At 36.4% G+C, this 18,027-nt stretch carries 16 protein-coding genes and 1 other RNA gene; 3 read left to right on the forward strand and 14 right to left on the reverse strand.

Features of this window, described 5'->3' with window-relative positions; all coding sequences use genetic code 11:
* Positions 1-39 precede the first annotated feature (39 nt).
* The 13 genes from ybeY to ACFILH_RS05560 form a co-directional block, all read right to left on the reverse strand.
* Positions 40-507 carry an rRNA maturation RNase YbeY gene (gene ybeY / locus ACFILH_RS05500; RefSeq protein WP_375631071.1) on the reverse strand — a complete coding sequence of 156 codons (468 nt, stop codon included), beginning with the start codon at positions 505-507 and terminating at the stop codon, positions 40-42.
* Positions 504-1,628, reverse strand: a complete 1,125-nt coding sequence (locus ACFILH_RS05505; RefSeq protein ID WP_375659980.1) for a PhoH family protein — start codon at positions 1,626-1,628, stop codon at positions 504-506. The genes ybeY and ACFILH_RS05505 overlap by 4 nt, the downstream gene beginning before the upstream one ends.
* 159 nt (positions 1,629-1,787) lie before the next feature.
* Positions 1,788-3,164 carry a tRNA (N6-isopentenyl adenosine(37)-C2)-methylthiotransferase MiaB gene (gene miaB / locus ACFILH_RS05510; protein WP_375631070.1) on the reverse strand — a complete coding sequence of 459 codons (1,377 nt, stop codon included), beginning with the start codon at positions 3,162-3,164 and terminating at the stop codon, positions 1,788-1,790.
* A 31-nt stretch (positions 3,165-3,195) separates the two neighbouring features.
* Positions 3,196-3,687: a ribosomal protein S18-alanine N-acetyltransferase gene (rimI, locus tag ACFILH_RS05515; protein ID WP_375667478.1), complete on the reverse strand. Its 492-nt coding sequence runs from the start codon at positions 3,685-3,687 to the stop codon at positions 3,196-3,198.
* Positions 3,687-4,373, reverse strand: coding sequence for a tRNA (adenosine(37)-N6)-threonylcarbamoyltransferase complex dimerization subunit type 1 TsaB (tsaB, locus tag ACFILH_RS05520; protein WP_375631069.1), 687 nt, complete (start codon positions 4,371-4,373; stop codon positions 3,687-3,689). Before tsaB ends, rimI begins: the two co-directional genes overlap by 1 nt.
* Before the next feature lie 713 nt (positions 4,374-5,086).
* Positions 5,087-6,115: a YeiH family protein gene (locus ACFILH_RS05525; RefSeq protein ID WP_273790578.1), complete on the reverse strand. Its 1,029-nt coding sequence runs from the start codon at positions 6,113-6,115 to the stop codon at positions 5,087-5,089.
* Between the two features lie 49 nt (positions 6,116-6,164).
* Complete coding sequence (recR, locus tag ACFILH_RS05530) at positions 6,165-6,770, reverse strand: recombination mediator RecR (protein WP_273790577.1); 606 nt, start codon at positions 6,768-6,770, stop codon at positions 6,165-6,167.
* Between the two features lie 30 nt (positions 6,771-6,800).
* Positions 6,801-7,124, reverse strand: coding sequence for a YbaB/EbfC family nucleoid-associated protein (locus ACFILH_RS05535; protein ID WP_375667479.1), 324 nt, complete (start codon positions 7,122-7,124; stop codon positions 6,801-6,803).
* A 14-nt stretch (positions 7,125-7,138) separates the two neighbouring features.
* Positions 7,139-9,079, reverse strand: a complete 1,941-nt coding sequence (locus tag ACFILH_RS05540) for a DNA polymerase III subunit gamma/tau (RefSeq protein WP_273790575.1) — start codon at positions 9,077-9,079, stop codon at positions 7,139-7,141.
* A 223-nt stretch (positions 9,080-9,302) separates the two neighbouring features.
* Positions 9,303-9,400: signal recognition particle sRNA small type (gene ffs, locus ACFILH_RS05545), an RNA gene on the reverse strand.
* 1,552 nt (positions 9,401-10,952) lie between these two features.
* The gene (locus ACFILH_RS05550) at positions 10,953-11,360 is read right to left on the reverse strand and encodes a hypothetical protein (protein WP_375637603.1); all 408 of its coding nucleotides are present in this window, start codon (positions 11,358-11,360) and stop codon (positions 10,953-10,955) included.
* A gap of 537 nt (positions 11,361-11,897) precedes the next feature.
* Positions 11,898-12,761, reverse strand: coding sequence for a prephenate dehydratase (locus ACFILH_RS05555; RefSeq protein WP_273790573.1), 864 nt, complete (start codon positions 12,759-12,761; stop codon positions 11,898-11,900).
* Positions 12,758-13,489 carry a 3-deoxy-manno-octulosonate cytidylyltransferase gene (locus ACFILH_RS05560; protein ID WP_375657910.1) on the reverse strand — a complete coding sequence of 244 codons (732 nt, stop codon included), beginning with the start codon at positions 13,487-13,489 and terminating at the stop codon, positions 12,758-12,760. The genes ACFILH_RS05555 and ACFILH_RS05560 overlap by 4 nt, the downstream gene beginning before the upstream one ends.
* 104 nt (positions 13,490-13,593) lie before the next feature.
* Between ACFILH_RS05560 and ACFILH_RS05565 the strand changes: the two genes are divergently transcribed.
* Positions 13,594-14,157: a c-type cytochrome gene (locus tag ACFILH_RS05565; RefSeq protein ID WP_375632302.1), complete on the forward strand. Its 564-nt coding sequence runs from the start codon at positions 13,594-13,596 to the stop codon at positions 14,155-14,157.
* 822 nt (positions 14,158-14,979) lie between these two features.
* Here the strand turns inward: ACFILH_RS05565 and ACFILH_RS05570 are convergent.
* Entirely contained in the window at positions 14,980-15,774 is a 795-nt protein-coding gene (locus tag ACFILH_RS05570) for a molybdopterin-synthase adenylyltransferase MoeB (RefSeq protein WP_375667481.1), read from the reverse strand.
* An 87-nt stretch (positions 15,775-15,861) separates the two neighbouring features.
* On the opposite strand from ACFILH_RS05570, the gene gshB reads away from it, so the two are divergent.
* Together gshB and ACFILH_RS05580 are read left to right on the forward strand one after the other, a co-directional pair.
* On the forward strand, positions 15,862-16,809 hold the full coding sequence (gshB, locus tag ACFILH_RS05575) for a glutathione synthase (RefSeq protein ID WP_375643400.1): 948 nt from the start codon (positions 15,862-15,864) through the stop codon (positions 16,807-16,809).
* 132 nt (positions 16,810-16,941) lie between these two features.
* A complete protein-coding gene (locus ACFILH_RS05580; RefSeq protein ID WP_375631060.1) occupies positions 16,942-17,988 on the forward strand; it encodes a substrate-binding domain-containing protein in 1,047 nt (348 codons plus the stop codon).
* Positions 17,989-18,027 lie beyond the last annotated feature (39 nt).

Raw genomic sequence — 18,027 nt, forward strand, 5'->3', positions numbered from 1 at the left:
TATTGATTTTAAAAGTTAAATTTTATCATTGATAGACAATTATGCGTAAGGATCTTTTATGGAAAGCTTTTGAAGAATTTCTCTTTCGAGCTTTTCCATTTTATATGCTTCATCATCAGTTTCATGGTCATAACCAAGCAGATGTAAGATACCATGAACAATCATATGCGTTAAATGATCTTGAAATGTTTTTCCTTCGTTCTCTGCTTCGAAAACAACAGTTTCTCGGGCAATAATAATATCACCGAGCATGGGACCAGGTTGATTTCCAGCTTTAAGTGGAAAAGCAGGAAAGGATAATACATTAGTGGATTTGTTTTTGTTGCGCCATTGTGCATTGATTTGTGCCATATGTTCATCATCCGTAAAAAGCAGGCTAATCTCGCTTACAACATTTTCCAATGAAACATGATGCATAGTTGCCATTAATGCTTTTTCAGTGATATTATAAAGCATTTTCTCATCATTCCACCCTGCGCTTTTAATCATTATATCAATAATAATCATGACGAATCAAATTCATTTTTTAATGCATCGCATGCGAATGATTTTTTTTTATTTTGTATTTCGGAATCACGATCATAAGCACGAACGATAGCAGCAACAAGTGGGTGGCGTACAACATCTTTTTCATCAAAATGCACAATTGCAATATTTTCTACATTTGAAAGAATGCGAATTGCTTCAATGAGACCTGATTTTTGCCCTGTAGGCAAATCAATTTGGCTTACGTCACCGGTAACAATCATACGCGTTCCTTCTCCAAGACGTGTGAGGAACATCTTCATTTGCATGGGGGTAGTATTTTGTGCCTCATCAAGAATAACAGCAGCATGGGCAAGTGTTCGTCCGCGCATAAAGGCGAGAGGAGCAATTTCTATGACACCAGAAGCTAAAATGCGTTCTATTTTTTCAGCGGGCATCATATCATAAAGAGCATCATAAAGTGGTCGTAAATATGGGTCGACTTTTTCTTTGAGATCACCGGGAAGAAAACCAAGATGTTCTCCAGCTTCAACAGCTGGACGTGAGAGAATAATTCGCTCAATGATACCACGTTCTAGAAGCATTGCAGCATGAGCAACAGCAAGATACGTTTTTCCTGTTCCTGCTGGTCCTACACCAAACACAAGTTCAGTATGCTCCATAGCGCTTATGTAAGCGTCTTGTGTTGGAGTTCTTGCATGAATTATTTTTTTATGGGTACTCAACCGTGCTGGTATACGTTTCGTTGCAGATTTGTGTGTTATTGTGTCTTCTTTCTGCTTCTTTGGTATATTTGCCATAGCAATCGCTCCTTTTATATCTGATAAAGTGAGCTCTTGATGTGTTTTGGCACGTTCATAAAGCTGCTGCAATACATATTGCGCATGTTTTATAACAGAAATATTTCCACGGATTAAGACTTCATTACCACGCGGATGAATACTAAGTTCGAGTTTTTTTTCGATATAAGCGAGATTTTCGTCAAATTTACCAAAAACTGCTTTTGCATATTTATTATTTTCGAAAATCAAAACAACTTGGCTCAGATCTGAAGCGCTTGTTTGTTTCAAGGTATCAGCCTTTTCAAGGGACATATTTACTTTTTCTTTAATACGCTTTATTTTTTCGGTTGAAGCTTTCAGCCTATTCTCCATATCTACATAAATATTGCACATTTTGTTAAGTAAACTTTATAAAAGACAATTTTTACAAAAAGTGCACGCTTTAGATGTAATCATTTTCTTTTAAAATAAAAGAGTTTTCAAAAATATTTATTTTTGAACAAGGTGTTAGAGGCATGTTTATCTATTTGTCACTTCACCAACAAAACTGTTTGAGCTTGCATTTTTAATATGAATTTCTATCACGCTACCTGTAGAGGCTTCTGTATCGACAACAACAGGTAAAAGCCAAGGGGAACGCCCTACCATTTGCCCTGAGTGACGTCCAGGTTTTTCGATGAGAACGTTCGTTTTTTGATCAATTTTAGAACGCAAAAACGCATTTTGTTGCTCAAGGAGAAGGGCTTGTAAATGTTGAAGTCGGGAATCTTTTACAGATTCATCAACATGATTTTTCATTGTGGCTCCCACTGTTCCAGGACGGGGGGAATATTTAAAAGAATAAGCTGAACTGTACTGTACTTGTTGAATAAGTTTAATGGTTTCTTCAAAGTCTTCATCTGTTTCTCCTGGAAACCCTACAATAAAATCGCCTGAAAAGGCAATATCTGGCCGTGCGTTTCGAATTTTTTCGATAAGATGAAGATAATGAGAGCTTTTGTGTTGTCTGTTCATGGCTTTTAAGATGCGATCTGAACCTGATTGAACAGGAAGATGGAGGTAAGGCATTAACATATCAAGATCTCGATGCGCGGCAATAAGGCTATCATCCATATCACGTGGGTGGCTGGTTGTGTAACGCAAACGCTTTAAACCATTGAGTTTTGCAAGATGATAAAGAAGATCGCCAAGACGCCAAGTTTTGCCATCAGCACTTTGTCCATGCCAACCATTGACATTTTGTCCAAGCAGCGTAATTTCTTTGACACCCGCTTCGATGAGTTGGCGGGCTTCCTCGGTAATTTGCTCGACAGACCGTGATATTTCAGCACCGCGTGTGTAAGGAACAACACAAAAAGTGCAAAATTTATCGCAACCTTCCTGTACTGTTAAAAATGCGCTAACACCTCGTTTTCTTACCGCATGTTTATTATGGGGCGGCAAATGAGCAAATTTATCTTCAACAGCATAGTCTGTTTCGATAATTTTTTTTCCTTGTTTTGCTTTTTCTAACAATTCTGGCAAGCGATGATACATTTGCGGACCAATAACAAGATCCACTGTTGGAGCACGGCGCAAGATTTCACTTCCCTCAGCTTGTGCAACACAACCTGTTACACCAACCATCAGGGGTTTATCAGGTGTGCGCTCTTGACGCATAACGCGCAAACGACCAAGATCAGAATAAAGTTTTTCTGCTGCTTTTTCACGAATATGACAGGTATTAACAAGAATAAGATCGGCATCATTGGGAATTTGTGTTGTCACATAGCCTTGCGAACTGAGGCTATCAGTCATCCGTTGGCTATCATAAACATTCATTTGACATCCATAGGTTTTGATAAAAACCTTTTTAGGAGCAACAGGAGGCGTATTTTTAGGATTTACTTTATTCATAGCGCATGTGTAAATGTTTTTTACACAAATCTCAATCTATTTGCTTAAAAGTTTTTTGCATGATAATTGCATCACCACGACCATTTTTTGACGCGTAGTAGGCAAGACGTTCAGAAATTTTTTGAAATTCAAAGCGTTGATAAAGGTTCAAAGCAGAAAGATTTGTGGCTTCTACTTCCAAGAATAATTTTATAGCGCCCTTGTCGTGAAGATGGTGAACTGTACGATCGATAAGAAAGGTACCAATTCCTTGTTGACGATAATGAGGATGAACAGCAATTGTGATGATTTCTGCTTCATCAAGGATGAGACGGCATAGGCAAAAGCCTAAAATTTGATCAGAGCGATCAATGAGAAAAACTTTGTATCCGAAGATAGAGTGATCTGTTAAGAAATTATCAAAAGCTTGTTTTTCCCAAGAAGGGGTAAAACAATGTTGATGAATGTGATGAAGAGAAGCACTATCATTAACTTGTAGCGGAGCAATTCCAAAAATCTTTTTTGTCAATGAAAATTTGGGCATTATTTTTTTTGTGGCAAAGCAAAATTGGTTTGTTGTTTTGCATCAGCGCTGCGTAGATAGAGTGGACGAGGCGAATTTTTTGATTGTTTGTTTGCAGCAAGATAAGCATAGTTTACAATATCGGCCGCTTCGCAGGGGATTTTTTCTAGGACAATTTTTTCGTGTATTTTATGGTTTTTAATATGTTCCATAACGACATCAGCAGCTGGGCCAGTCAGTCGGGTTTTTTTGGGCAAATCTTCGAGGATATTTTCAATTGTTTTTAATCCCGGCTCTCCCAAAGGTGTGAGATCATTATGAAAATTTTGATGGTAGAACATTCCTCTCCCTGCTTCAATGACAACAGTAATTGCCGATACTGTACTTTTACTGTTTATGACTTGTGCTGCTAACGCTTCAAGAGCACTCACTCCAACAGCTGGTATTTCAAGTGCTAATGCCAAAGCGCGTGCTGTTGCAACACCGACACGTACACCAGTAAATGATCCAGGTCCAATATTGACAGCAATACGCTCAACTTGATCAAGCGTCATATTGGCTTGTTTCATTATTTGTGTAATCTGCCCAATAATTTTTTCGGCATGTCCTTTGTTCATGCGTTCATTGATACGCGCAATAACAGATTTATGACGAATAAGCGCAACAGCACAATAAATTGAAGCAGTATCTATAGCAAGGATAAGCATAAAAATATTTTAGTTGAATAAAACGATAAATAAAAGTCCTGCTGTATTTTTAATCTTTTCATTATCGGATATTTCATTTGTAAGAAAGTTACTAGTGCCAATAAGCAACAATATCTTTTTATGAGATAGAACGAGATGTTAATTTAATCCTTATTATTTCACTTTTTGAATGAGTACCTTGAGTATTGTAAGATTCTCTTATTTTAAATTTACTTATGGTGAAACAATTAAATTTATTAGCTTGTATATTACAAGCGGAGTTAGCGTATGAATCAAAACTCCTTTCACGAATCATTTAAATGTAAGGGTTGTCACAACTTTTAAGCTATCAAATAGTACGTTGATGCCACTTGTATCACATAGTAAGTAAAAGTAATTTAAAAGAGGAAAAGTCATGACCTCACATTTTTTCCAAATAAGAATATATTTTATCAGTCTTTGTATAAAAACCTCAGCGTAATGAGAGCAGATGAAAGAAATGGTATTGTTTTGTATGAGTTACGTATTTTGATACTACCCCGTTGCAAATCATTATGGACTGAAAAGCAAAATTGACAGTTTTCACTTAAATATCAGCTCTTTCAATTTTTTGTATAGAATAATGGGCAATATTTTAGAACTTTTTCTGGTTTATGAAAGAACTGATTTTAATAATAATGAGGACTTTGGGTTGATTGCATACTACGTTGAAAAAATAATAATCAATGCACATTTTAAAATGTTATATGATTTAAATCATTCAATTGTATCATAATAAGGCTACAAATACCGAGAATAATTATGGAGCAGGTTGAAGCCAAAATGACGCGCCATCCTGCTTTTTTTAGTGATCGGATATCAACACCTAATCCTAGTGCAGCCATTGAGATAACAGTAAACAACTGGGCAATAAATTTGATGGGATTGATAGCCTTTTCAGGGATAAGACCACTTGAGCGAACAAGCATCATGATAATAAAGCCAATGATAAACCATGGGACGAGGGTATGTAAACGCAAGCGTGTTTCTGCTGATCGGCGATAAATGATTGATAGAGTAAAAATAACAGGGCCTAACATGAGAACCCGTACTAATTTGACAATTGTTGCAATTTGAACACTTAGAAAAGAGATAGGTGCTGTTGCTGCTAAAACCTGTGGTACAGCATACACAACCATGCCAGCAAGCACACCATATTGGCTAAATGACAAATTCAGAGATGGATGTAAAAAGGGTAGAAATAAAATAATAAGAATTCCTAAAAGAGCAGTGAAGGCAATTGACGCGGCTACATCGTCATGTTTTGCTTTTATAACAGGTGCAACGGCGACAATAGCTGAATTGCCACAAATAGCATTCCCACAAGCGACCAGCATTGCCAAATGTGTAGAAAGCCCGAAAAGTCGGCCGATGGCAAAGCTCAGGATAATCGTTACGAATATCACGAATATGATACTAGCAAGCAAATTCCAGCCAGCTGAAAGGACTGCGTTAATGCTAATGCTTGCTCCTAGAAGAACGATAGCAATTTCGAGAAGTGTTTTTGCACAAAAGGTGATACCTTTTTGAAAATATGTTGGCAAAGAAAAACAACTACGGATAATTGATCCTAGAAGAATTGCCAAAACAAGGCTTTCAAGCCACGCTTCCGTGAAAAACTGTTTTTCTACAACTTCTAAGCCATAAGCTAAGGCTGATATGAGTAAACATACTAAAATACCAGGACCAAAGTCGTTTAAAAGTGAGAGATTTTTCTTGATCATTTTAATATTCCCCCGTCATTAAAGAGCTAAAGGTTAAGAAGAAAAAGTTTTAAAGATTTGTTCTTGCTTGTACAGCTGCTGCTAAAGTTCCATCATCAAGATAATCAAGCTCACCTCCTACAGGAACACCATGAGCAAGTCGCGTAATTTTAACTGGAAAATTAGAAAGCTGATCAGTGATATAGTGAGCAGTTGTTTGACCTTCGACAGTCGCATTGACAGCAAGAATAATCTCCGTAATAGGGTTTTGTACAACACGCTGTATTAAGGTGGCAATGTTGAGTTCGTCAGGACCTATTCCATCTAAGGGGGAGAGTCGTCCACCCAACACATGATAACGTGCGGCTAAAGTTTTTGCGCGCTCAAGGGCCCACAGATCAGCAATATCCTCAACAACGATGATTGTTGTATCATCGCGGCGCAAATCTGTACAAATTGAACAAGGATCAATGGTATCGACATTTCCACAAACAGAACAAATACCGACTTTTTCGATAGCTGCTTGTATAGCCGCTCCCAAAGGCTCCAGCAATGTCTCCTTTTTTTTGATAAGATGAAGCGCAGCACGACGCGCTGAACGTGGACCAAGACCTGGTAACCGTGATAAAATCTGAATGAGACGTTCAATCTCAGGTCCTGCAATGTATTTAGACATATTTTTGTCCCACGGAAAAAATCCGTTTCATTAAAATGGAAGCTTGAAACCTGATGGGAGTGGTAGCCCTGCCGTTATACTTTTGGTTCTTTCTTCTATTGCAACTTCGATTTTTGTTCTTGCTTCATTATAAGCTGCCATAATGAGATCTTCAAGAATTTCAGCTTCTTCAGGTTTGAGTAATGAAGGATCAATTTGAATTGCTGTTATAATATTTTTGCCATTTAAAGTGATATTGACGAGACCACCCCCTGCAGTGCCCACAGCTTGCAGATTAGCTATTTCCTCCTGAATCTTCTGCATTTTTTCTTGCATTTCTTTGGCTTTTTTCATCATGCTCATCATTTCACGCATAGGAATAGGTATCCTTATTCATCATTGATATCATTTTTATTTTTAAAAATATCAGCATTTTTAAAGGTATTGGAGAGTAAATCAAGATCATTTTCTTCTTTATTGAGTCGAATATCGACAATTTTTGCTTCTGGGAAATGATTGAGGATTTTCGCAATATCAGGATCTGTTTCTGCATTAGAAAAAAGAGTCTTTTGAATCGCTATACTTTCCTCCTGTAAGGTTGGGCCACCTCCTTCATTAACAAAAGTTATTGTCCAGCGTTTTTCTGTCCATTGAGATATCTTTTTTTCTATATCATGAGCAAGAAATTGTGGGGTATTTTCAGAAAGTCTTAAGGTAATATGCCCAGCTTCAAAAGAAACAGGATGAACAAATTCTTTAATAAGGAGTTTGAAAGGAGTGTCATTATGCTGTTCGGCTAATTGAACAATATCGTGCAAAGAATTAATCACGAGAGTTTTAGGTTCAGTAATCTTTTCTGTTGTTTGCGTGACAGAATGCGATAAATTTACAATCTTTTCAGAAAGATCAGTAGATGGAGAAGTTTCTAGAATTTCTGTTACTTCTTGGGCGTTGATTTTGTCATAGTTTTGATTTTTAACTAAATTTTCCGGTTGTAAGGAATGATCTAATTGGTTTTTCAAAGAGCTTTTTAAATCTGATTGATCGGGTAATGTATTTGAAACGCTCGAGGAAGCATGGGCTCCGACCATTGTTTCTTTTGTTATATTATTTGCATTTGTAGATTCTTGATGAGAAGAGTTTTTAACCAGTGTGAGAGGCGTTTTTTCTTGCGTAAGCTTTTTTAAAGCCTCATCAAGAGTTGGTAAGTCAGCCGTGTGAGCAAGACGAATTAAAAGCATTTCAGCGGCTTGAAGAGGACGTGCAGTTTGATTAACTTCCTGTAAACCTTTGAGTAACATTTGCCAGTTTCGGGATAAAATAGGAACGGAAAGTTTTTTTGAAAAGTCTAAACTTCTTAAACGTTGTTCTTCAGTTAGAGAGAAATCTTCCACTATTTCTGGTGTAAAACGTAAACGTGTGACCAGATGATTAAAATCGGCTAGTTCTGTCAATATAGTAAGAGGATCAGCACCTGCTTCATATTGACTGCGTAATTCATGTAACGCATTGACAACATCGCCCTTCATAATAAATTCAAAAAGATCAATGATACGTGCTTGATCCGCTAATCCTAACATTGTACGCACCGCAATAGCATTAACATTGCCATTGCTATGGGCGATTGCTTGATCAAAAATGGATAATGCATCACGTGCTGATCCTTCTGCAGCACGGGCAATCATAGAGAGTGCTTGATCTTCTACTTCTACCTTTTCATATTTCGCAATTTGACGCAAATGTGCACTCAAAGCTTTTGATTCAATACGTCGCAAATCAAAACGTTGGCAACGCGAAAGAATTGTAATAGGAACTTTGCGAATTTCTGTTGTGGCAAAAATAAATTTCACATGGGACGGTGGTTCTTCAAGAGTTTTCAATAAACCATTAAAGGCTTGTGTTGAGAGCATATGTACTTCATCTATAATATAAACCTTATAGCGTGCAGAAACAGGACGATAGCGTATTTGTTCAATAATTTCACGAATATCATCAATGCCCGTATGAGAAGCGGCATCCATTTCTATAACATCAATATGGCGTCCTTCGATAATTTGTGTGCAATGTTCTCCAAGAGAGTCCAATACGGTTGTTGGTTGATCAATATCTTTTGTTTTATAATTAAGCGCACGTGCCAAAATACGTGCTGTTGTGGTTTTACCTACGCCACGAATCCCTGTTAACATCCACGCTTGTGCAATACGACCTTTTTCAAAGGCGTTGGTGAGAGTACGCACCATAGCTTCCTGACCAATGAGGTCAGAGAAGTTTTTTGGTCGATATTTACGAGCAAGAACACGATAGGCTGTTTCTACCGGTAAATTTTCCATGAGTATTTCCAACTTCGAAGTTCTTTATGCGTACATTTTGATAATACAAAAGCATAGATCAATACTGTAGTCTCATATAAAAGGATTTTTTCTTAATCAAATTATTTATGGGACAATTTGTTTAAAAATAACAAAACCCCTTTATTTGCTGCATACAAATGCTGCTCTGAAGATTAAAAATACCTCGCTAAAAGACAGCATAAAAAATAATTTCTTCAGCAAAATAGGAGGTTGGAACGATGACCCGTACCAGAACTCGTTGGGGCTGCTTCTTTCCAGACCTGACCCAGTTGGCGAGTAGTTCGTCCACCACCAACCTCCCAAGCTCATATTGTCGATTTGGAATGAAAAATCAAGATCAGAAACGAAAAATATCCTAAGAACGACGAAGAATTTTCCTTTGCGTTTAATTTATTGACATATAAACAACAAAGAGATTGTGGATTTACCAGTTTTTATAGCAGTAGCTCTTCATATTTATTTGGTATGAAAATATTTTTTCGCTTAAGATAGTCTGAATGTATAATTATTCTCATTCGCTGAAACATGTAAGAGTTTTAGGATAGATACATCTGTTCTAAAACTACGAAATTGAATCATCAAAAATTTACAACAGTCAAAGAAGCAAATAAAGCAGATAGATCATGTAATTGGCTAACATTCGAAAGTCAGGGGGGAAGAGTGCTATTTAAAGAATTATAAAATATTGCTTTAATGGTGTTTCTCATCTCACACAAAACAGAACATCCCAAACAGAACAACTTAATGTTTTACATTCACAGGCTTTTTAAAGAGCTATTGCTCAATACTCTTAACTATATTTCAAACGCCACTCATAATAGTATACATGCTTCCCTTGAGTTATAAATCTATTGTTGCACTACCCTCTTTATGCTTAATACAAAGTATAAATTTTAGCCCTCATGCTATTTAACAACTCCCAATGTTGCGATCCCTTGTACTTGAGAGGCTTTATAAGAAGCATTTTTATTCCTTTTTTTAATCGTTTTTACTCACACACCAATCCCATTTGTAACTTTCAAAGAAACGATTTTAATGGATTTAATATGAGATTTAAGATGGGAGGATCTTACTTTATTCGTGGTTTTAATTCAGTGTAAGAAAATCAAAGTTTTATAATGATAAGCCAGTATCTTAAATATCTTATAAGAGCACCACCTCTTTTAACATAATATAAATATATAAATACTGAGTAGATGTTATCGCTCTTTTTTTGCGTGCTTGTTCTTTTAATTAAAAAACATTGATGTTCATCACAAGGTGGGTCAATATATGAAGTTTCATTATTTGAGAAAAGATTTCATATATTTTTTAAGGGGCTGTACTCATACAAGAGGAGATGCAACATTCAACGCTATAGAAATAAGGGGATACGGATTTTATAAGCATAAAAATGGTTCTTATTCGATATAAGCGACATTTTATAGTTTCAAATAATATATTCTTTAATAAGGAGGGAAAAGCGAGATAATTTTTATAAAAAGCTGAATGAGTATGACTTAAAGTGCAGTGAGGAATGCATCTGTAGAGCAAATTTTACTTTTCCGTTTATCTAAGTGATTTGGGTACGATGTGCTTTATATCACTTAAAATGAAGCAGTTGCGAAGAGAGAAGCATATTCTTATTAAAAAAATAGCTCTGATAGTAGAAAATACAGAACAATTTAAATTTAGTCTTTTAGTTTTCGCAAAAGTTCCTTAATATCTAACCTTATGAGCAACTTAAGGTTTGCCATATTAGGATAAAAACACCTCTTCAGCGATAAGTTTTAATGGCTCATTATGCTGTATTTTGAAAAAAATAACTGAAAAAAAATAAATCTACTAAAATTTAGATGTTATAGAAGTATTGTTAATCATAATCTCCTGTGTCACAATTTGTTCCAACAACTTTTTTCTTCGTAATATTTTTAAAAATATAATGTCCTGACGAAGGAAAACTTATATGAAGAGATTTTATATTTTTTAGGATAAAGATCTTCTTTTCTTTATCATGGGTTATTTTCTTTTCATCATCAACAGCAATTCTCAATTTGTTTAAATCAGAAGGGGTAGAGTACGATAAAGTAAAGGATACTTTCTTTGGTTCAAAGATACTACAAGAGTATTCAGCTCCTTGATGGATTGTATCGGATGGTATGATCACAACACTTTCATCCAGCCCAAAATTCCATTTTTTCTCACCAAAGCCAGCAAACGCACCACTAGAGTGGGCGAGAATATTTGCGGCTAATAATCCTTGCATGAAGATTTTTTTCATTATCTTCTCCTTTTTCTAAAGTGAGGTGAATCATAAATCAATTTTTATAAAGATAAAAGCTCAAACTTAACGCTAAAATCAGGGCTAAGTTGCATTTTCTAGTTTTAAACCATGTTCAGACTGATATCAGTCTAAGAAATTTGAATGCTCTATCATGTATAATAATTTGAATTGTTTTGAGAGCTAATTTAGAAGTTCGTTATCTTTATTGGAATATTGTCAGAGGAAATGACTTTTCTCAAGAAGCTCTCTTTGAAGATATAAAGGGAAATAGATGGTACAAGCGTTTTTATTTGTAGTTACTGTGTTTTTTTACACTGGTTTTTATACAAGTTGAAGTGCTTTTTATCATGATATAATTTGTGAAAAAATATTATGGAAATAATTTATATATTCTTTTATGAGCCGTTTTTTCTTCTTCAGTGTTTATGAAGGGTGTTGAGTAGAAAAAAACGAGCTCTTTCAAGATACGTTGCATTATGAAATTTTTACGATGCTCTTTGATATCAGCAAAGAATGATAGCAACCTAATTGCTTTTATATATACGATGTTCGATCGTTTTGTGCTGGATAAGTACCGATAATACGCAGTTCTGCAGAAAAGAAAGATAATTCTTCTAAGGCAAGTTTCATCATCGGGTCTTCAGGATGCCCTTCAATATCAACAAAGAATTGTGTTGCATTGAAATTTCCACCAATTTGATAGCTTTCTAATTTTGTCATATTGATACCATTCGTTGCAAATCCTCCCATAGCTTTATAGAGAGCAGCGGGGACATTGCGCACTCGAAAAAGAAGACTGGTGATGATTTTTTCGCCATTTTGAGGTTTGGGGACATGTCGTTTGGAGCGTGAAAGGATGACAAAACGGGTAATATTATGAGGGTTATCTTCAACATCTCTTTCAAGAATATCAAGTCCATAGAGTTCTGCTGCGATTAAAGGTGCTAAGGCAGCCTGTGAACGTTTAGCATTTTTTTTAATAAATTTTGCAGCTCCAGCGGTGTCAGCAGAAACAACAGGTTTCCAACCGTTGTTTCGTATGATTTTTCGGCATTGTGCAAGGGCATGCGTATGGCTGTGGACGGTTTTAATTTCGTCATGTGTAACGCCGGGTAAAACCATGAGTTGAAAATGGATAGGTAAAAAATATTCATCAATAATATAAAGAGATGACTGCGGTAAAAGATGATGAATGTCTGCAACGCGTCCCGCAAGGGTATTTTCAATAGGGATCATAGCAAGATCAGCTTTCCCGCTTTCCACTAAATTAAGGGCGTCTTCGAAAGTAGCAGAGGGAACAGCATCCATATTGGGGAACATATTGGAGCAAGCAATATGGGAATTAGCGCCGTATTCTCCTTGGAAAGAAATTTTATTGGTTTTTTTAAGTATTTTCATGCTAAAATCTCACAAACTCTATCGAGATCATGTTGTGTGTCTACACCTAAGGGAATTGTATCGACTATTTCCACATCAATACGCATGTTGTTTTCTAATGCACGTAATTGTTCAAGTTTTTCACGTTTCTCAAGTGGTGAGGGTTTGAATGATACAAATTTCTCAAGTGCTTCGCGCCTATAGGCGTATATTCCAATATGGTGATAAAGAGGACCGTCTCCATAGGGTGCTGTGGCGCGCGTAAAATAAAGAGCACGAAGGCGATTTTGAGAAAGCGGTGTACCAATGATTTTGACAACATTGGGATCTCTTGTTTCATTTTCTTCAATGATTTTGGCACCCAAGGTTGCAATATCAGTAAAGCTATTTTCTAAAGGGCGTAGCGCACGAATGATTTCACGAGGCATTATTGTTGGTAAGTCACCTTGTACATTTAAAATGGCATTATAACGTTGTTCCGGATCAATGCGCATTAAAGCTTCATAAATACGATCAGATCCAGACTTATGATCACCTCGTGTTATGATATATTCATGTCCATAATCTGCAACAGCTTTAGCGATATCATTATGATCTGTTGCAACGATTGTACGTCCTATTCCAGCTTTTTTGGCTTGTTCTGCGACATGAACAATCATCGGTTTTCCGCCAATTTCAGCGAGAGCTTTTTGAGGAAGACGGGTTGAGCCTATACGGGCAGGAATAAGAATAATTGGTTTAAGAGCCATTGTAAGATTCCAAATGTCATCTGTGATGCATTTATGATGTTGTGTGTTATAAAGAAAAAGCTTAGACTAAAAATGGTAATGAAACCGTGAACATTTGAGTTTTTATGAATCGCCGGAGATTTATTTATTTTATTTGTGCTTGTTTATGTGTGCTGGTCGCTGTTGTGGGGATTTCCACACTCAGCAATATAATTTACGATCATCCTACATCAGTCCAATATCATCATACAGTTGCCAAGAATGATATATTTCAAGAAAAACAAAAAGCACCTGATGTTTCCCTATCACTAAATAGCCGCCTTCAACAAGGCAATTTTGAAAATGGCCGTAAAGTTTTTCGCCAATGTGCCATATGCCACACATCTGGACGCAATGAAGCAGGGCGTGTTGGTCCAGTCCTCTGGGAGATTGTTAACCGCCCTTTGGCATCAGCAGCAGGTTTTGCTTATTCACGGGCATTACGTGCTCATTCTGATCAAAAATGGGATTTTGTAACGTTAGATCGTTATTTACATTCTCCACGTGAAGCTTTTCCTGGGACCATTATGTCTTTTCGTGGAATTAAAAATGACCAAGATCGTGCCGATCTTTTGCTTTATTTACGCAGTTTATCCGATCATCCTGTTCCTTTACCAATGGATAATAATAAAGCGAACGAGCCAAATTAACTTATACCATAGATGTTAATTTTAGAAAGAAGTCTGACTTTTTGTAATTTTAGTTTCAAGGTTTTATAAAAAGAGCTCTTTTATAAAAATGCACTCTTTACGCTGTCATCTGCAGATTGGTTTTCAAGATTTGTTTGCTTCACTTTTTCTACATATACTTGTCTGTGAAATTATTGCTGAAGGATTATCAATTCATGAGCCGCAACTTTCTGCTTCTGAATGCGATAATTATGTAATTAAAGCTCTCCATGAGGTTTATCTTAATCCTTCTATGCACATCAATCCCCATGTACTTTTACATCAATTTCCATGTATCAGAGACAATTGATTGTTCTTATACGTGCAATGATCCTAAGCTGCATTTTATGATGCTTGATGAATAGACGTTTTCTCTTGAGGTTAGAGGTGTAGGTACAGATCATTGACCTTCTATAGTATCAATCACTAAAATGTGACTTAGATTATTTATTTATAGGTTATGGTTTGAAGTAAGCACTTTCATGTGAAACAATTTTTATGTGTGAATAGTAAAATAGTTGAATAGAGTTCTGCTGATTGTATTTTTATCTACGTCGAAAATTTTTTACACAAGAATACTGATAGCAGCTACGTTCCCACGAGTCTCTGTCCATTTATAGACGATGACATGAAATTATACTGATAATCCATTATAGAGAATTATTTTTTCACAAAAGGTTTTCAACATTTGTGATAAATATAATAGTTTCAATTGGTTACAGTGTTTCGATGACTTGCGATAAAATATTAGTATTTCAATACATATTGCGAGAGTGCTAAAAATTAGTGGAAGAGAGGACATAATCATAATTCTCCAAGCTTCTTAATAACTATGGCATTTTCTTTATAATTTGAGTGTTTATAAGTAATAATATTAAATTGCGCTAATAATCCATTATAGAGAAGAATCTTTCCTACTAATGGCTCTCCGATGTTTGTGATCATTTTAATAACTTCCATTGCTTGTAGGGTCCCAATAACGCCAGGTAAAACACCGATTATTCCAGTTTCAGCGCATGTTGGGATAGTCCCGTGAGCTGGAGGGGTGGGAAATAAATCGCGATAGTGAGGATTATTGTCTTTATACGGCATAAGGACGGTTAATGAGCCATTAAAACGTTCTACAGCACCACTTATTAAGGGTTTTTTGCATTGGGCAGCGTGATCAGCAAGAAGATAGCGCGTCGTAAAATTATCACTTCCATCAACAATGATGTGGTAAGCATTAAGCAGTTTATCCACATTACTTTTATCTAAGCGTAGGGTGTGTTTTTCAACTACAACATGGGGATTTATTGCTTTTATAGTGGTTTCAGCACTGTCTGTTTTGCTTTTGTTTATTGCATTTGTTTTATGAATAACTTGGCGTTGTAAATTGGAAAGTGAAACGATGTCGTTATCGACAATTCCAAGGGTTCCTACACCTACGGCAGCCAAATAGGTTAAGACAGGAGCACCAAGACCACCAGCACCCACAACAAGAACACGTGCTTTTTTTAGCTTTTGTTGTCCTACACCACCAATCTCAGGCAAAATGATGTGGCGTGCATAGCGTTCGATTTCTTTGTTGTTTAATTTTGTATCTGTTTCTTTTGTCATAAATTTTCTCTTGTCATAGTTCTTTTATTGTTTACTAAGTTTATGATGCTTAGACCAGTCTGCTTTTAGGATAGGGAGGATTTATTTATGAAAATTGCCATTCAGATGGATCATATTTCAACAGTTCGGATTCAAGGAGATACGACATTTGCACTCGCTTTAGCAGCACAAGAACGTGGACACTCTCTCTTCCATTATACACCAGATCGTTTATCTCTGTATGATGGTTGTGTGATTGCACGACTAGAGCCATTGATTGTACATGATAAAGAGGGAAGCCACTATAAATTAGAAAAGCCTGTTCGCACGGAATTAACAGATATGGATGTGGTTCTTTTACGCCAAGATCCACCTTTTGATCTCAATTATATCACAACGACTCATTTGTTAGAACGTATTCATCCTAAAACACTCGTTGTGAATGATCCGGCATGGGTACGCAACAGTCCAGAAAAAATTTTTGTGACTGAATTTTCTGATCTGATGCCAGAAACATTAATTACCAAAGATATTGAAGAAATAACAGCTTTTAGAGAGACATTTGGCGATATTATTGTTAAACCACTTTATGGAAATGGGGGCGCTGGTATTTTTTATTTAAAACAAGATGATCGCAATTTAGCATCATTGTTGGAAATGTTTTCAGAAATTTATCACGAACCTTTTATTGTTCAGCGCTATTTAGAGGCAGTACGAAAAGGAGATAAAAGGATTATTTTGCTTGATGGTACACCTGTTGGAGCTATTAATCGAATTCCGACAGAAACAGATGTGCGCTCTAATATGCATGTTGGAGGCCGCGCGGAAAATGTTGAGTTAACAAAACGTGATTATGAGATTTGTGAACGCATTGGTCCAGCTTTAAAGGAACGAGGTCTTCTTTTTGTGGGGATTGATGTGATTGGAGATTATATAACAGAAATTAATGTGACGTCTCCTACGGGAATTCGTGAAATTAAACGCTTCTGCGGTACAGATGTTGCTCATTTGTTTTGGGATGTTATTGAGTTCAAGCGTTCAAATGAATTTATTTGACAGAGGACAAAAACATGGTTTTAAAAAATGATCCATGTTGTTTTTTATATTTGTTATGTTGCAAATGTGAACTAGAATGACCGTATGATATAAATTAAGAGGCTTTATCCTCAATTTTTAGGGAGCTTATAGATGAACAGAGTATTATCAATTGGAGTGGGATTGTTTTTTGCGCTACTGCTGTCAGCAAATGGAGGCAATGCGCGCGATCAAATACAGATTACTGGTTCATCTACAGTTTTACCTTATCAAAAGATTGTTGCTGAAACATTTGGAGAAATTTATCCTCATTTTAAGGTTCCTGTTATCGAATCGGGTGGAACAGGAGCTGGTATTAAGGAATTCTGCCGTGGTATTGGGGAGAACACTGTTGATATTGTTAATGCTTCGCGAGCAATGAAACCGAGTGAATTACAGTCTTGTTTTGATGCTGGTGTAAAAGATGTTGAGGAAATACGTATTGGGTATGATGGCATTGTTTTTGCAACTGATATTAAGGGACCTGATTGGAAATTACAGCCAGTAGATGTTTATAAAGCCCTTGCTGCTCGAATTATTATAGACGGAAAGTTGCAACCGAATAATGTTTTGAAATGGAGTGCAGTCAATAGTGCTCTTCCTGATTGGACGATAGCAGCGTATATTCCTGGGGAGAAGCATGGGACACGTGAAGTTTTTGAGGAAAAATTACTTACTAAGGGGTGTAAAGAGAGTGGGGCAGTTGAAGTGATGAAGTCTTTAGGAATGGATGATAAGGAGATACACACTGCTTGTATTGCGGTACGTAAGGATGGAAAAGCGGTTGATATTGATGGTGATTATTCTGAAACATTTGCGCGTCTAACTTCTAATAAAACAGGGGTTGGTATTTTTGGTTTGTCTTTTTATCAAAATAATGCTGATAAACTAAAAGTTGCCGATATTAACGGTTTTGCGCCAACAGTTGAGACGATTTCTAGTGGACAATATCCGGTTTCTCGTCCGCTTTTTTTCTATATTAAGAAAGCACATTTAGGTATTATTTCAGGTTTGCGAGAGTATGTTGACTTTTTTCTTTCTGATCAAATGATTGGTCCAGAGGGTCCTTTGGCTGAATATGGTTTGATTGTTTCTCCTGAAAAGGAGCGTCAAGCACAGCGTTCTGATTTTTCTGCTGGTCGAGTAATGACATTGAAATAATTTGCAGGGAAAATTTGTTGGATTTCTGGGATAGGGAAT

Source organism: Bartonella sp. CL435QHHD (assembly GCF_042195095.1).
In the GTDB taxonomy this organism is placed as follows: Bacteria; Pseudomonadota; Alphaproteobacteria; order Rhizobiales; family Rhizobiaceae; genus Bartonella.

What these genes read in the sequence shown, in the direction of transcription:
- ybeY (WP_375631071.1), bottom strand. Translation starts at nt 507, where the DNA reads ATGATTATTATTGATATAATGATTAAAAGCGCAGGGTGGAATGATGAG.
- tsaB (WP_375631069.1), bottom strand. Translation starts at nt 4,373, where the DNA reads ATGCTTATCCTTGCTATAGATACTGCTTCAATTTATTGTGCTGTTGCG.
- ACFILH_RS05550 (WP_375637603.1), bottom strand. Translation starts at nt 11,360, where the DNA reads ATGAAAAAAATCTTCATGCAAGGATTATTAGCCGCAAATATTCTCGCC.
- rimI (WP_375667478.1), bottom strand. Translation starts at nt 3,687, where the DNA reads ATGCCCAAATTTTCATTGACAAAAAAGATTTTTGGAATTGCTCCGCTA.
- ACFILH_RS05555 (WP_273790573.1), bottom strand. Translation starts at nt 12,761, where the DNA reads ATGAAAATACTTAAAAAAACCAATAAAATTTCTTTCCAAGGAGAATAC.
- ACFILH_RS05580 (WP_375631060.1), top strand. Translation starts at nt 16,942, where the DNA reads ATGAACAGAGTATTATCAATTGGAGTGGGATTGTTTTTTGCGCTACTG.
- ACFILH_RS05525 (WP_273790578.1), bottom strand. Translation starts at nt 6,115, where the DNA reads ATGATCAAGAAAAATCTCTCACTTTTAAACGACTTTGGTCCTGGTATT.
- ACFILH_RS05565 (WP_375632302.1), top strand. Translation starts at nt 13,594, where the DNA reads ATGAATCGCCGGAGATTTATTTATTTTATTTGTGCTTGTTTATGTGTG.
- recR (WP_273790577.1), bottom strand. Translation starts at nt 6,770, where the DNA reads ATGTCTAAATACATTGCAGGACCTGAGATTGAACGTCTCATTCAGATT.
- ACFILH_RS05535 (WP_375667479.1), bottom strand. Translation starts at nt 7,124, where the DNA reads ATGCGTGAAATGATGAGCATGATGAAAAAAGCCAAAGAAATGCAAGAA.
- ACFILH_RS05540 (WP_273790575.1), bottom strand. Translation starts at nt 9,079, where the DNA reads ATGGAAAATTTACCGGTAGAAACAGCCTATCGTGTTCTTGCTCGTAAA.
- ACFILH_RS05560 (WP_375657910.1), bottom strand. Translation starts at nt 13,489, where the DNA reads ATGGCTCTTAAACCAATTATTCTTATTCCTGCCCGTATAGGCTCAACC.
- ACFILH_RS05570 (WP_375667481.1), bottom strand. Translation starts at nt 15,774, where the DNA reads ATGACAAAAGAAACAGATACAAAATTAAACAACAAAGAAATCGAACGC.
- miaB (WP_375631070.1), bottom strand. Translation starts at nt 3,164, where the DNA reads ATGAATAAAGTAAATCCTAAAAATACGCCTCCTGTTGCTCCTAAAAAG.
- gshB (WP_375643400.1), top strand. Translation starts at nt 15,862, where the DNA reads ATGAAAATTGCCATTCAGATGGATCATATTTCAACAGTTCGGATTCAA.